Genomic DNA, 14,743 nt, shown 5'->3' with positions numbered 1-14,743 from the left:
ATGTTCAATGACGAAACCGTGGGGTTGCGAGTGTTCGTGGAGTGGGATAGCGGCGGCAGGTAGAGTCCAGCGCCGTGCACCTCAAGGCCCTGACCCTGCGCGGGTTCAAGTCGTTCGCGTCCGCGACCACGCTCCGGTTCGAGCCGGGGATCACGTGCGTCGTCGGACCCAACGGCTCGGGCAAGTCCAACGTCGTGGACGCGCTCAGCTGGGTCATGGGCGAACAGGGCGCCAAGTCGCTGCGCGGCGGCAAGATGGAGGACGTCATCTTCGCCGGCACCACCGGCCGCCCCCCGCTGGGCCGCGCCGAGGTGTCCCTGACCATCGACAACTCCGACGGTGCCCTGCCCATCGAGTACGCCGAGGTCACCATCACGCGGATCATGTTCCGCAACGGCGGCAGCGAGTACCAGATCAACGGCGACACCTGCCGCCTTCTGGACATCCAGGAACTCCTCTCCGACTCCGGCATCGGCCGCGAGATGCACGTGATCGTCGGCCAGGGCCAGCTCGACTCCGTCCTGCACGCCGACCCCATGGGCCGCCGCGCCTTCATCGAGGAGGCCGCGGGCGTCCTCAAGCACCGCAAGCGCAAGGAGAAGGCGCTCCGCAAGCTGGACGCGATGCAGGCCAACCTCGCCCGCGTGCAGGACCTCACGGACGAACTGCGCCGCCAGCTCAAGCCCCTGGGCCGCCAGGCCGCGGTCGCGCGCAGGGCCGCCGTCATCCAGGCGGACCTGCGCGACGCCCGCCTGCGCCTGCTCGCCGACGACCTGGTACGCCTCCGCGAGGCCCTGCAGACCGAGATCGCCGACGAGGCGGCCCTGAAGGAGCGCAAGGAAGCCGCCGAGCAGGAGCTGAAGAAGGCGCTCCAGCGGGAGGCCCTGCTGGAGGACGAGGTACGGCGGCTCACCCCCCGCCTCCAGCGCGCCCAGCAGACCTGGTACGAGCTGTCCCAGCTGGCCGAGCGCGTCCGCGGCACCGTCTCGCTGGCCGATGCCCGGGTGAAGAGCGCCACCTCCGCGCCCCCCGAGGAGCGGCGCGGCCGGGACCCCGAGGACATGGAACGCGAGGCCGCCCGCATCCGCGAGCAGGAGGCCGAGCTGGAGGCCGCCCTGGATGCGGCGCAGCACGCCCTGGACGACACGGTCGCCCACCGCGCCGAACTGGAGCGCGAGCTGGCCGTGGAGGAGCGCCGGCTCAAAGACCTCGCCCGCGCCATCGCCGACCGCCGCGAGGGCCTGGCCCGGCTGTCCGGGCAAGTCAACGCGGCCCGCTCCCGCGCTTCCTCCGCCCAGTCCGAGATCGACCGCCTGGCCACGGCGCGCGACGAGGCCCGGGAGCGCGCGGTGCGTGCCCAGGAGGAGTACGAGGCTCTGCAGGCCGAGGTCGACGGACTCGACGCCGGCGACGCGGAACTGGCCGGACGGCACGAGGAGGCCAGGCGCCGGCTCGCCGACGCCGAGGCGGACCTCGGCGCGGCCCGCGAGGCGGTCACCACGGCCGAACGCCGCCGCGCCGCGACCCAGGCCCGCCACGAGGCGCTGGCGCTGGGCCTGCGCCGCAAGGACGGCACCGGAATACTGCTGGCCGCACGGGACCGGCTCACCGGAGTGCTGGGCCCGGCAGCGGAACTGCTGACGATCACGCCCGGCTACGAGATCCCCCTGGCCGCGGCCCTCGGCACGGCGGCCGACGCGATCGCCGTCACCACCCCCACGACGGCGGCCGAGGCGATCCGCCTCCTGCGCAAACAGGACGGCGGCCGAGCAACACTCCTCCTGTCAGCCGCCCCCGGCCCCGACGCCCCCACGGACGACTCCGATGGTCCCGTGCCCCACAGAGCCACGGGGAACGGCACCCCCGGCCACGACGCACCCGCGGACGACCATGGCGGTTCCGCGCCTCATGGGGGCGCGGGGAACGGCGCGACCGGCCACGACGCACCCGCGGACGACCATGGCGGTCCCGCGCCCCACAGGGGCGCGGGGAACGGCGCGACCAGCCACGACGCACCCGCGGACGACCAGCCGCCCGGCACCCCCCTCCCGGCCGCGGCCCTCGTCCGCGGCCCCGCCGACCTCATGCCTGCGGTCCGCCGCCTCCTGCAGGGATGCGTGGTCGTCGGCACCCTGGAGGACGCCGAAGACCTCGTCCACACGCACCCGGACCTGACCGCGGTGACCGCCGAAGGCGACGTACTCGGCGCCCACTACGCGCACGGCGGCTCGGCCGGGGCACCCAGCCTGCTGGAGGTCCAGGCCTCCGTGGACGAGGCCGCGGCCGAGCTGGCCGAGCTGGCGGTCCGCTGCGAGGAGCTGGCCGAGGCCCAGCACGAGGCGGCCGAGCGCCGCAGGCATGCCGCCGCGCTCGTCGAGGACCTGGGCGAGCGGCGCCGCGCCGCCGACCGGGAGAAGTCGGCCGTGGCCCAGCAGCTGGGTCGGCTCGCCGGCCAGGCGCGAGGTGCTGCCGGGGAGGCCGAGCGCTCGGCCGCGGCGACCGCACGCGCGCAGGAGGCGCTGGAGAAGGCAGTGCAGGAGGCCGAGGAACTGGCCGAACGGCTGGCCGTCGCCGAGGAGATGCCGGTCGAGGAGGAGCCGGACACCTCCGCGCGCGACCGGCTCGCCGCCGACGGCGCCAACGCCCGGCAGACCGAGATGGAGGCCCGCCTCCAGGTCCGTACGCACGAGGAGCGGGTCAGGGGACTCGCCGGGCGTGCCGACTCGCTCGACCGGGCCGCCCGCGCCGAACGCGAGGCACGCGCCCGTGCCGAGCAGCGCCGGGCCCGGCTGCGGCACGAGGCGGCGGTCGCGGAGGCCGTGGCCTCCGGCGCCCGCCAGCTGCTCGCGCACGTCGAGATCTCGCTGGCCCGGGCCGAGCAGGAGCGCGCCGCCGCCGAGGCCGCCAAGGCCCGGCGCGAGCAGGAACTGGCCACCGCGCGCACCGCCGGACGGGACCTGAAGGCCGAACTCGACAAGCTGACGGATTCGGTGCACCGCGGCGAGGTACTCGGTGCCGAGAAGCGGCTGCGGATCGAGCAGCTGGAGACCAGGGCGCTGGAGGAACTGGGTGTCGAACCGGAGGGGCTGGTCGCGGAGTACGGGCCGCATCAGCTCGTGCCGCCCTCGCCCCCCGCCGACGGCGAGCAGTTGCCCGACGACCCCGAGCACCCGCGGAACCAGCCGCGCCCCTTCGTACGGGCGGAGCAGGAGAAACGGCTCAAGGCCGCCGAGCGGGCGTACCAGCAGCTGGGCAAGGTCAACCCGCTGGCGCTGGAGGAGTTCGCTGCGCTGGAGGAGCGGCACAAGTTCCTCAGCGAGCAGCTGGAGGACCTGAAGAAGACCCGCGCCGACCTGCTCCAGGTGGTGAAGGAGGTCGACGAGCGCGTCGAGCAGGTCTTCACGGAGGCCTACCGCGACACCGCCCGCGAGTTCGAGGGCGTCTTCAGCCGCCTTTTCCCGGGCGGCGACGGACGGCTCGTGCTCACCGACCCCGACAACATGCTGACCACGGGCGTGGACGTCGAGGCGCGTCCGCCGGGCAAGAAGGTCAAGCGGCTCTCCCTGCTGTCGGGCGGCGAGCGCTCGCTGACCGCCGTCGCGCTGCTGGTGTCGATCTTCAAGGCCCGGCCCAGTCCGTTCTACGTGATGGACGAGGTCGAGGCCGCGCTGGACGACACCAACCTCCAGCGGCTGATCCGGATCATGCAGGAGCTGCAGGAGGCCTCGCAGCTGATCGTGATCACGCACCAGAAGCGCACGATGGAGGTCGCCGACGCGCTCTACGGCGTCTCCATGCAGGGCGACGGCGTGTCCAAGGTCATCTCCCAGCGGCTTCGCTGACCCCCTTTCAAGATCAACTGACTCTGTGTTCACTTCTTGAACACCGAGTCCTTAGGTGTATCGAAAAACTCACAGCCGTTGAACTATTGACTTCGAAACTTGAAGGCATAGTCTCTGCAACGTTGCTTTTACCTTCAGGTGTAAGCGGTGCGGACGGATGCGCCGCGCATGACCTGGAAGGGCTCGCCCCCCACTGCGGCAGCGTTGCCGCGGCCCGAGGAGATACACGTGACCAGCACAGCGCAGGCACCTCAGTCACGAGCCGGAACGGCTCATCCCGAACATCTCGGGCACGTCATCTTCATCGCAGCGGCTGCCGCCATGGGCGGCTTCCTCTTCGGCTACGACAGCTCCGTCATCAACGGCGCCGTCGAGGCCATCCGGGACCGCTACGACATCGGCTCCGCCGCCCTCGCCCAGGTCATCGCGATCGCCCTGATCGGCTGCGCCATCGGCGCCGCCACCGCCGGCCGCATAGCCGACCGCATCGGCCGTATCCGCTGTATGCAGATCGCCGCGGCCCTCTTCACCATCAGCGCCGTCGGCTCCGCGCTGCCCTTCGCCCTGTGGGACCTCGCCTTTTGGCGCATCGTCGGCGGCTTCGCCATCGGCATGGCCTCCGTGATCGGCCCGGCCTACATCGCCGAGGTCGCCCCGCCCGCATACCGCGGCCGGCTCGGCTCCTTCCAGCAGGCCGCGATCGTCGTCGGCATCGCCATCTCGCAGCTGGTCAACTGGGGCCTGCTCAACGCCGCCGACGGTGACCAGCGCGGCAAGCTGATGGGCCTGGAGGCCTGGCAGGTCATGCTCGGTGTGATGGTCGTCCCGGCCGTCCTCTACGGCCTGCTGTCCTTCGCGATCCCCGAGTCGCCGCGCTTCCTGCTCTCCGTCGGCAAGCGCGAGCGCGCCAAGGAGATCCTCGCCGAGGTCGAGGGCAAGGGCACCGACCTCGACGCCCGCGTCGCCGAGATCGAGCACGCGATGAAGAGCGAGCACAAGTCGTCCTTCAAGGACCTGCTCGGCGGCGGCTTCTTCTTCAAGCCGATCGTCTGGATCGGTATCGGCCTTTCGGTCTTCCAGCAGTTCGTCGGCATCAACGTCGCGTTCTACTACTCCTCGACGCTGTGGCAGTCCGTCGGTGTCGACCCCGCGGACTCGTTCTTCTACTCCTTCACGACGTCGATCATCAACATCGTCGGCACCGTGATCGCGATGATCTTCGTGGACCGCATCGGCCGCAAGCCGCTCGCCCTCATCGGCTCGGTCGGCATGGCCGTCGGCCTGGCCCTGGAGGCCTGGGCGTTCAGCTACCACCTGGTCGACGGCAAGCTGCCGAGCACCCAGGGCTGGGTCGCCCTGGTCGCCGCCCACGTGTTCGTCCTCTTCTTCGCCCTGTCCTGGGGTGTGGTCGTCTGGGTCATGCTCGGCGAGATGTTCCCGAACAGGATCCGTGCCGCCGCGCTGGGCGTGGCCGCCGCCGCACAGTGGGTCGCCAACTGGGCGATCACCGCGAGCTTCCCGTCGCTGGCCGACTGGAACCTGTCCGGTACGTACGTGATCTACACGGTCTTCGCCGCGCTCTCCGTCCCGTTCGTCCTGAAGTTCGTCAAGGAGACGAAGGGCAAGTCCCTGGAGGAGATGGGCTGACCGGCCCCCGACTCGGGGAGAAGGGCCAAGACCCCGCTGCCCCTCTCCTCGTACCACCCGCCGCCCCCGGCCCGGCCACTGCCCGGACCGGGGGCGGCGGTGCAGTACGGTCACGGTCACCGGCCGGGGACGCGGGCGCCGGTCTCCTCCGGCGCACAGGGCCCGGCCTCGACGGGTGGCCCCGCCGGTTCAGCCCTCCAGGCCCGCCGGTTCAGCCGTCCAGGGCCCCGGTTCAGCCCGCCAGGGCCGGAAGCACCCGCTCCGCGAACAGCCGCAGACTGCGCCAGCCCTCCTCCACCGGCATCCCGCCCGCCAGCGGGTGCAGGACGAGGCTCTCGGCGCCCAGCGCCACGCACTCCTGCGGGGTGAGGATCCGGTACACGCCCTCCGCGCGCAGCTCCGCCACCGTCGTGGCCGCCGACTTCACCGCCGAGCGGATCTGGTCCGACTGCCAGGAGGCGTACGTCCGCGCCTCGTGCAGGAAGTGGCTGCCGTACTCGGCCCACGCCCGGTCCGGGTCCTCGGCGACATGCAGCAGCGGGGTCTCCGCGGCCGGCATCATCACCCAGCCCTCGGTGCCGTACTCGGTCAGCTTCTCCTTGTAGTACGCCTCCAGCTCCGGCAGATGCGCGCTCGGGAAGAACGGCAGGCCGAGCCGGGCGGCCCGGCGGGCGGCGGCCCTGGAGGAGCCGCCGACCAGCAGCAGGGGGTGCGGTTCGGTGTACGGGCGCGGGGTGATCCGCACCCGGCGGCCGCGGTACTCGAACTCCTCGCCGGTCCATGCCCGCAGCAGCGTCTGCAGCACCTCGTCCTGGATCCGGCCCCGGCGCTTCCAGTCCACGTCGAACAGGGCGTACTCCTCGGGCCGGTAGCCGATGCCGGCCACCGTCACCAGCCGTCCGCCGCTGAGGAGGTCCAGGACGGCGATGTCCTCGGCCAGCCGCAGCGGGTCGTGGAGCGGGCCGATCACCGCCGACACGGTCACCGCGATCCGGCGGGTCGCCCCGAACACAGCGCCCGCGAAGGCAAACGGCGACGGCAGCCAGTTGTTGTCGGCGCCGTGGTGCTCCTCGGTCTGCACGGTGCTGATGCCGTGCTCGTCCGCGTACGCCGCCATCTCCAGGGCGGCCCGGTAGCGGGCGGAGAGGGCGGCGGGCCCGGAGCCGGGAGCGACGAGATTGAAACGTACGACCGTGACGGGCATGCGTGGTCCCCCTCCGGTGCGATGCGGTGGAGATGCGGTGGGAGGGGACGATAGCTGACTGAGTGTCAGATGGCCATGGGGCTCGGGGTGCCACCGGAGCAGCCGCTCCGGCTGGGCGGGTGGTCAGACGCCGGCGGTCGCGGGCTCCTCGGCGGGCTCGTCGGCCTGCGCCGGGGTGACCACCGCCGGCTTGGGCAGCGCCGCGTACAGCGCGCCGGAGATCACGATCGTCGCCACCCAGCCGAGGCCGTACTCGCCGATCACGTTGTTCTTCGCCAGCGGGCCGGTGAACCAGTCCGAGGTGGTGAACATCAGGCCCGACAGCAGCCCCACCGCCCACGCCGCCACGGCCGCGGGGGCGAAGCCGCCCCGGTACCAGTAGGCGCTGGTGCGGGTGGTGTCTGCCATGGCCCGGCCGTCGTACTCCGTGCGGCGCAGCATGTCCGCACCGAACACGCCGACCCAGGCCGAGAAGGCGACGGCGAGCAGGGACAGGAAGGCGATGAACGAACCCATGAAGCTCGTCGCCACCAGCATCAGCACCCCGCCGAAGATCAGCGAGATCACGGCGTTGACCGAGACCGCCCAGTGCCGCGGCACCTTGAAGCCCAGGGTCTGCGCGGTGAAGCCCGCCGAGTACATCGACATCGAGTTGATCAGCAGCATGCCGATCAGTGCGATGAACAGGTACGGCACCGCGATCCACGTCGGCAGGATCTCGCCGAGGAAGGACACCGGGTCGGTCGCCGAGGCCAGGTCCGGTGTGGACACCGCCATCACCGCGCCCATCAGGACCATGGGCAGGACGACCACGCCGGCGCCGCCGACCGCCGTGCCCACGATCGCCTTCGAGGACGCCGTACGCGGCAGGTAGCGCGTGAAGTCCGGCGCGGACGGGATCCAGCTGACACCGCCCGCCGCGATCATGCCGACGCCGGTGATCACCGCGGCCGTGGAACCGGCGCTGTGGTCCATCACCTTCGACCAGTCGGTGTTCGCCACCAGGTAGGCCAGGACCAGCACGGAGAAGACGCCGAAGAGGTACGTCGCGTACTTGTTGCACTTCTGCACGGCGTTGATGCCGAGCCCGGAGATCGCGAAGGTCGCGACGACGAACGCCAGCAGCATGACCATGTCCAGCACGCTGTTCGCCTTGATGCCGAACAGGATGTCCAGGATGGAGAGCATCGCGTAGGCGCCGGTCACCGCATTGATCGTCTCCCAGCCCCAGCGCGCGATCCAGATCAGCGAACCGGGCAGCAGGTTGCCGCGCTGCCCGAAGACCGCCCGCGACAGCGCCATGCCGGGCGCGCCGCCCCGCTTGCCCGCGATGCCGATCAGGCCGACCAGGCCGTACGAGACGACCGGCGCCGCCACCGCGACGACCAGTGCCTGCCAGATGTTGAGCCGGTACGCCACGACCAGGCTCGCGCCCATGGTCAGCAGCAGCACGCTGATGTTCGCGCCCACCCAGGTGGGGAACAGCTCACGGGTCTTCGCGGTGCGCTCGTGGTCGGGGACCTGCTCGATACCGCGGGTTTCGAGAGCGCCTTCGGTCTCGACGGTTTTGCTCATGAAAGAGGTGCCAGACATGGGGGGACAAGGTGACGTGGGGGACTCTACGCGCGTGGATAGAGTCGCCACCATCGTACTTTGCTCCGAGTCCTCTCCTTTGGTGGCCTTTGTCTCTGAGAGGAAGGCACAAACAGGGCTCCTGCGAACCCCATGGCCGATACTGGTCGAGTTATGGAAACCGTCATCCTTGCTGTAGTCATCGCCGTGGTCGTGCTCGTCGCGATCGGCGGGCTGATCGTGGGCACCCGGCGCCGGAAGCCGCTGCCCCCGCCGCCCCCCTCAGCGCCCGACATCACCGCGCCCCCGGCCGAGCCGCACGTCGGCGACGAGGCCGAGACGCCGCGCGACGAACCGCGCCGCACGATCGAGGAGGTGGATCTCCCCGGCGGCCCCGCACCGGTCGCCGTGGAGGAGCCTCCCACTGTCGAGGCTCCCGAGATCGAGATCCCGGAGCCCACCGCAGGCCGGCTGGTCCGCCTGCGCGCCCGCCTGTCCCGCTCGCAGAACGCCCTCGGCAAGGGCCTGCTCACCCTGCTCTCCCGCGAGCACCTCGACGAGGACACGTGGGAGGAGATCGAGGACACGCTGCTCACCGCCGACGTCGGCGTGCAGCCCACCCAGGAACTCGTCGACAACCTGCGCGAGCGCGTGAAGGTGCTCGGCACCCGCACCCCCGTGGAGCTGCGCGGTCTGCTGCGCGACGAGCTGCTCAAGCTGGTCGGCACCGACGTCGACCGCACCGTGAAGACCGAGCCCGAGGACCGCAAGCCCGGCATCGTGATGGTCGTCGGCGTCAACGGCACCGGCAAGACCACCACCACCGGCAAGCTCGCCCGAGTGCTCGTGGCCGACGGCCGCACGGTCGTCCTGGGTGCCGCCGACACCTTCCGCGCCGCCGCCGCCGACCAGCTCCAGACCTGGGGCGAACGCGTCGGCGCCTACACCGTGCGCGGTCCGGAGGCCGGCGATCCCGCCTCCGTCGCCTTCGACGCGGTCAAGGAAGGCAAGGAGATGGGGGTCGACGTCGTCCTCATCGACACCGCCGGCCGCCTGCACACCAAGACCGGTCTCATGGACGAGCTGGGCAAGGTCAAGCGCGTGGTCGAGAAGCACGCGCCGCTGGACGAGGTGCTGCTCGTCCTGGACGCCACCACCGGCCAGAACGGCCTGGTGCAGGCCCGCGTGTTCGCCGAGGTCGTGGACATCACCGGCATCGTGCTGACCAAGCTGGACGGCACGGCCAAGGGCGGCATCGTCGTCGCGGTCCAGCGCGAGCTGGGCGTGCCGGTGAAGCTGGTCGGGCTCGGGGAGGGCGCGGACGACCTCGCGCCGTTCGAGCCGGAGGCGTTCGTGGACGCCCTGATCGGTGACTGACCCCGGCTCCGGACATCGGAGGTGCCTCGGATCCTGGGCACGTTCCCAGGATCCGGGGGAGATTCCCAGGTGCTTGCGAGAAGCGCCCGGCCCCAAGGTGCAGTTGGGGGCGGGCGCTTCGCCTGTGTCGGGCGCCTGGTCGGCGCCTGGTGGATCGGGCACCTCGCCGGGCTGGATGCCTGGTGGCCCGGGCTCCTGACCGGGCCGGACGCCCGGTGGACCGGGGGCGTGCCGGGCGCCTCGTGGGCCTGGCGCCTCGGCGGCTCCCCGCCGCTACGCCCGCGCCCGCGACCGGTGCGCCACGTAGGCCAGCGTCCCCAGTACCAGGCGCGCCGCCGGCGGCCGGGTCGCCGCGTCCAGCGCGGGCGGGCGCAGCCAGCGCACCGGCCCCAGGCCGCCCCGGTCGGAGGGCGGCGCGGTGACGCAGGTGCCGGGGCCGAGACCGCGCAGGTCCAGCGCGGCCGGGTCGTCCCAGCCCATCCGGTACAGCAACCGGGGGAGGTCGGCGGCGGCGCCCGGCGCGACGAAGAAGTGCGCGCGGCCGTCCGGCGTCGCGGTGACCGGGCCGAGGGGGAGACCCATGCGCTCCAGGCGGGCCAGGGCGCGGCGCCCGGCCGGCTCCGAGACCTCCAGGACGTCGAACGCCCGGCCGACCGGCAGCATCACCGAGGCCCCCGGGAACTCGCCCCAGGCCTTGCTCACCTCGTCCAGCGTGGCCCCGGCCGGCACCTGGGACGCGAAGTCCAGCGGATGCGCGCCCGGCGCCGGGCAGTCGGCGTGCCCGCACGAGCACTCGCCCCCCGCGGCCCGGGCGCCCGGCACCACGTCCCAGCCCCACAGCCCGGTGAACTCGGCGACGGCGGTGCACTCCGAGGAACGGCCGCGCCGACGCGTGCCGGAGCGGATCTCGCGGATGCCGCCGATCGTGAAGCCCATGCCCCCTCCAACGGGTCCAGCGCGCCGGTGGTTACGACACGGAACGAGACGGAAGCGGAACGTAACGTTACGACTTCGCCTGCCCCCGGTCCCGCAGGTGCAAGGCGGCGCTTCGAGGCGCGCCGGGTGGCACACCGGGAGCCATGCGCCCCCGAGTGCATCACTCCGCCTACTTCCGGCCGTCCTATGTCAAGTGAATCGCGACGAGCCGACCGTGAGTTCATTCGAAGGGGTGGCGAATGGTGGCGTTTCCGGGATCCACGTGGCTGAGCGGGTGATCGTAGAATTACTGTGAGTGTGCGAGTCCCCGGGGCACATGCACTCGTGGGTATGCCGGAGGCAAGTCGTCGACTCGTTCGAAGGGTGAGAACCGGCGGACGGGAAGCCGTATTTACCGGCATTCTGATAGGGCTTGGCGCAGGCGGCGACAAGTGGTCTCAGGGATGGGGGCGTTCCAGTGAGCGGCAACGGCAGTAGCGGGACGAACGCTGACAAGCGCCCCAACGAGCTGCTCGGTTCGTGGTTCGTGCGCAGCGGCTGGTCCAAGGGCGAGCTGGCCCGCCAGGTGAACCGCCGGGCACGCCAGCTCGGTGCCAATCACATCTCCACCGACACCTCCCGCGTGCGCCGCTGGCTGGACGGGGAGAACCCGCGCGAACCGATCCCGCGCATCCTCTCGGAGCTGTTCTCCGAGCGCTTCGGCTGCGTGGTCTCCATCGAGGACCTCGGCCTGCGCGCCGCCCGCCAGTCCCCCGCGGCATCGGGCGTCGACCTGCCCTGGACGGCCCCGCAGACCATCGCCCTGCTCGGCGAGTTCTCCCGCAGTGACCTGATGCTCGCCCGGCGCGGCTTCCTCGGCACTTCCCTGGCGCTGTCCGCGGGCCCGACCCTGATCGAGCCCATGCAGCGCTGGCTCGTGCCCACGCCGGGCCTTGCGGCCCCGCCCGAGCCGGAGCCCGTCCTCGACGCGCGCAGGCCGGGCCGGCTCTCCAAGCCCGAGCTGGACCTGCTGGAGTCCACCACCCGCATGTTCCGCAGGTGGGACGCCCAGTGCGGCGGCGGCCTGCGCCGCAAGGCCGTCGTCGGCCAGCTGCACGAGGTCACCGACCTGCTCCAGGAGCCCCAGCCCGAGGCCACCACCCGCAAGCTCTTCCAGGTAGCCGCCGAACTGGCCGAACTGGCCGGCTGGATGTCGTACGACATCGGCCTCCAGCCCACCGCCCAGAAGTACTTCGTGCTGGCCCTGCACGCCGCCAAGGAAGCCGGGGACAAGCCGCTCGGTTCCTACATCCTGTCCAGCATGAGCCGCCAGATGATCCATCTCGGCCGGCCCGAGGACGCGCTGGAGCTGATCCACCTCGCCCAGTACGGCAGCCGCGACTGCGCGAGCCCGCGCACCCAGTCCATGCTGTATGCGATGGAGGCCCGCGCCTACGCGAACATGGGCCAGCCCGGCAAGACCAAGCGTGCCGTCCGCATGGCCGAGGACACCTTCGCCGAGGCCGACGAGTGGGACGAGCCGGACCCCGACTGGATCCGCTTCTTCTCCGAGGCCGAGCTGTTCGGCGAGAACTCCCACTCCTACCGCGACCTCGCCTACGTCGCCGGTCGCAGCCCTACTTACGCCTCCCTCGCCGAGCCGCTGATGCGCAAGGCGGTGGAGAAGTTCGCCGAGGACAGCGAGCACCAGCGGTCGTACGCGCTCAACCTCATCGGCATGGCCACCGTGCACCTGCTGCAGCGCGAGCCCGAGGAGAGCACGAGCTACGCCGTCCGGGCGATGGAGATCGCAAAGAAGGTCCGCTCCGAACGTGTGAACACTCGTATTCGAAAGACGGTCGACACGGCCGTGCGCGACTACGGCGAGCTGGCCGCCGTGTCCGACCTGACCGACCAGCTCGCCGCCGACCTGCCGGAGGCCGCCGAAGCGGTCTGACCACCCCGAGCAGCACATGCCCCGGCCGTGGCCGGTCCTCCCGAACTGCCCGACTCGGCTCCCCCACGCCAGGTCATCGAGAGGCCCGCCGCGGCCGGACCCTTTGGATGCCCAGGCGGTCCCTGTATGCCCGCGGTCCCCGTATGGGGGCGGTTCCCTGTATGCCCGCGGTCCCTATGCCCGCGGTCCCTGTATGCCCAGGCTCGGGCCCTGAGCGCCAGACGGTCTTGTGTGCCAGGCGGACCCTTTGTGTGCTCGGGCCGGGCGCCGCTCTCCCGCCACGCGATTGCCCCCCGTCATGGTTCCTCCACGCGTGGTCGCGGTGCGGATCCGCAATGGTTGCGCCAAGATAACGATCGATCCGCCGGACATCCTGCAGTTCATGGACGCGTAACACGCAAGGCGCCTTCGTCACCCCGGCGAAACAACGAGGGGCTTCCACCGAAACCGCGCTGCGCCAATCTCATGGCGCATAACCGGCCCACCCCTCAACCACCCGGACCGCTCAGGCACCGCCCGCACGGGGCCGTACCAACCGACGAGGAGACGCCGATGGCACCAGCCATCACGCTTGCCGCGGAGGCACCCAAGCTTTCCTCCGCGAACACAGGCTTCATGCTCATCTGTTCCGCCCTGGTGCTGCTCATGACCCCGGGCCTGGCCTTCTTCTACGGAGGCATGGTCCGCGTCAAGAGCACCCTCAACATGCTGATGATGAGCTTCATCAGCATGGGCATCGTCACCATTCTGTGGGTGCTCTACGGCTTCTCCCTCGCCTTCGGCACGAAGAACAGCCTCATCGGCTGGAACACCGACTGGTTCGGCCTCAGCAACATCGGCCTGACGGAACTCTGGGACGGCTACACCATCCCGGTCTTCGTCTTCATGGTCTTCCAGCTGATGTTCGCGATCATCACACCGGCCCTGATAAGCGGCGCCCTCGCCGACCGGGTCAAGTTCTCGGCCTGGGCGCTCTTCGTCGCCCTGTGGGCCACGATCGTCTACGTACCGGTCGCGCACTGGGTGTGGGGTGCCGACGGCTGGGCCTACAAGCTCGGCGTGATCGACTTCGCGGGCGGTACGGCGGTCCACATCAACGCGGGTGCGGCGGCGCTCGGCGTCATCCTCGTCATCGGCAAGCGCGTCGGCTTCAAGAAGGACCCGATGCGCCCGCACAGCCTCCCGCTGGTCATGCTCGGCGCCGGTCTGCTCTGGTTCGGCTGGTTCGGTTTCAACGCCGGCTCCTGGCTCGGCAACGACGACGGCGTCGGCGCGCTGATGTTCGTCAACACCCAGGTCGCCACCGCCGCCGCCATGCTGGCCTGGCTCGTCTACGAGAAGATCCGGCACGGCGCGTTCACCACGCTGGGCGCCGCCTCCGGCGCGGTCGCCGGACTGGTCGCCATCACCCCGTCCGGCGGTGCGGTGTCCCCGCTCGGCGCGATCGCCGTCGGCGCCATCGCCGGTGTCGCCTGCGCCGCGGCCGTCGGCCTGAAGTTCCGGTTCGGCTACGACGACTCCCTCGACGTCGTCGGCGTCCACATGGTCGGCGGCATCATCGGCTCCCTGCTCATCGGCTTCTTCGCCACCGGCAAGGGCCAGTCCACCGCGGCCGGCGTCTTCTACGGCGACCACACGTGGACCCAGATGTGGAAGCAGTGCGCCGGTGTCGGTGCGGTCCTCGCCTACTCCCTGATCGTCTCCGCCGTCCTCGCCCTCCTGCTGGACAAGACCATCGGCATGCGGGTCACCGAGGACGAGGAGATCTCCGGCATCGACCAGGCGGAGCACGCCGAGACCGCATACGACTTCAGCGGCGCCGGCGGCGGTGTCACCGGGAGCCTCGCCGCCCCGGCCCTGGCCGCAGCGCAGAACAAGAAGGTGGACGCATGAAGCTCATCACCGCCGTCGTGAAGCCTCACCGGCTCGACGAGATCAAGGAGGCTCTGCAGGCCTTCGGCGTCCACGGCCTCACGGTCACCGAGGCCAGCGGGTACGGCCGTCAGCGGGGCCACACCGAGGTCTACCGCGGTGCCGAGTACACCGTCGACCTCGTCCCGAAGATCCGCATCGAGGTGCTGGCCGAGGACGACGACGCCGACCAGCTGATCGAGGTCGTCGTCAAGGCGGCCCGCACGGGCAAGATCGGTGACGGGAAGGTCTGGTCCGTGCCGGTCGAGACCGCCGTACGGGTCCGCACCGGCGAGCGCGGCCCGGACGCGCTCTGAT

9 protein-coding genes are annotated in these 14,743 nt (G+C 71.1%); 6 read left to right on the top strand and 3 right to left on the bottom strand.

Features of this window, described 5'->3' with window-relative positions:
- Nucleotides 1–74: 74 nt before the first annotated feature.
- Both ACZ4SF_RS20795 and ACZ4SF_RS20790 read left to right on the top strand, forming a co-directional pair.
- Nucleotides 75–3,842, top strand: coding sequence for an AAA family ATPase (locus ACZ4SF_RS20795; RefSeq protein ID WP_468386390.1), 3,768 nt, complete (start codon nucleotides 75–77; stop codon nucleotides 3,840–3,842).
- 228 nt (nucleotides 3,843–4,070) lie between these two features.
- Entirely contained in the window at nucleotides 4,071–5,489 is a 1,419-nt protein-coding gene (locus tag ACZ4SF_RS20790; protein WP_468386387.1) for a sugar porter family MFS transporter, read from the top strand.
- A gap of 232 nt (nucleotides 5,490–5,721) precedes the next feature.
- Here the strand turns inward: ACZ4SF_RS20790 and ACZ4SF_RS20785 are convergent, their stop codons facing one another.
- The gene (locus ACZ4SF_RS20785; RefSeq protein WP_468386384.1) at nucleotides 5,722–6,693 is read right to left on the bottom strand and encodes an LLM class flavin-dependent oxidoreductase; all 972 of its coding nucleotides are present in this window, start codon (nucleotides 6,691–6,693) and stop codon (nucleotides 5,722–5,724) included.
- A gap of 123 nt (nucleotides 6,694–6,816) precedes the next feature.
- Nucleotides 6,817–8,268, bottom strand: coding sequence for a cytosine permease (locus ACZ4SF_RS20780; RefSeq protein ID WP_468386381.1), 1,452 nt, complete (start codon nucleotides 8,266–8,268; stop codon nucleotides 6,817–6,819).
- A 171-nt stretch (nucleotides 8,269–8,439) separates the two neighbouring features.
- On the opposite strand from ACZ4SF_RS20780, the gene ftsY reads away from it, so the two are divergent.
- On the top strand, nucleotides 8,440–9,642 hold the full coding sequence (ftsY, locus tag ACZ4SF_RS20775) for a signal recognition particle-docking protein FtsY (RefSeq protein ID WP_468386380.1): 1,203 nt from the start codon (nucleotides 8,440–8,442) through the stop codon (nucleotides 9,640–9,642).
- Nucleotides 9,643–9,915: 273 nt separating this feature from the next.
- Here ftsY and ACZ4SF_RS20770 read toward each other — a convergent pair whose 3' ends face one another.
- Nucleotides 9,916–10,578, bottom strand: a complete 663-nt coding sequence (locus tag ACZ4SF_RS20770; RefSeq protein ID WP_468386378.1) for a bifunctional DNA primase/polymerase — start codon at nucleotides 10,576–10,578, stop codon at nucleotides 9,916–9,918.
- A gap of 457 nt (nucleotides 10,579–11,035) precedes the next feature.
- On the opposite strand from ACZ4SF_RS20770, the gene nsdA reads away from it, so the two are divergent.
- The 3 genes from nsdA to ACZ4SF_RS20755 all read left to right on the top strand — a co-directional run bounded on the left by nsdA (nucleotide 11,036) and on the right by ACZ4SF_RS20755 (nucleotide 14,742).
- Complete coding sequence (gene nsdA, locus ACZ4SF_RS20765) at nucleotides 11,036–12,514, top strand: transcriptional repressor NsdA (RefSeq protein WP_468386375.1); 1,479 nt, start codon at nucleotides 11,036–11,038, stop codon at nucleotides 12,512–12,514.
- Nucleotides 12,515–13,066: 552 nt separating this feature from the next.
- Nucleotides 13,067–14,407: an ammonium transporter gene (locus ACZ4SF_RS20760; protein ID WP_468386372.1), complete on the top strand. Its 1,341-nt coding sequence runs from the start codon at nucleotides 13,067–13,069 to the stop codon at nucleotides 14,405–14,407.
- Nucleotides 14,404–14,742: a P-II family nitrogen regulator gene (locus tag ACZ4SF_RS20755; RefSeq protein ID WP_201839420.1), complete on the top strand. Its 339-nt coding sequence runs from the start codon at nucleotides 14,404–14,406 to the stop codon at nucleotides 14,740–14,742. Before ACZ4SF_RS20760 ends, ACZ4SF_RS20755 begins: the two co-directional genes overlap by 4 nt.
- The last annotated feature ends 1 nt before the right edge of the window (nucleotide 14,743 follow it).

Source organism: Streptomyces sp. NPDC027663 (genome assembly GCF_055566415.1).
This window is presented reverse-complemented; position numbering and strand designations above follow the sequence as displayed.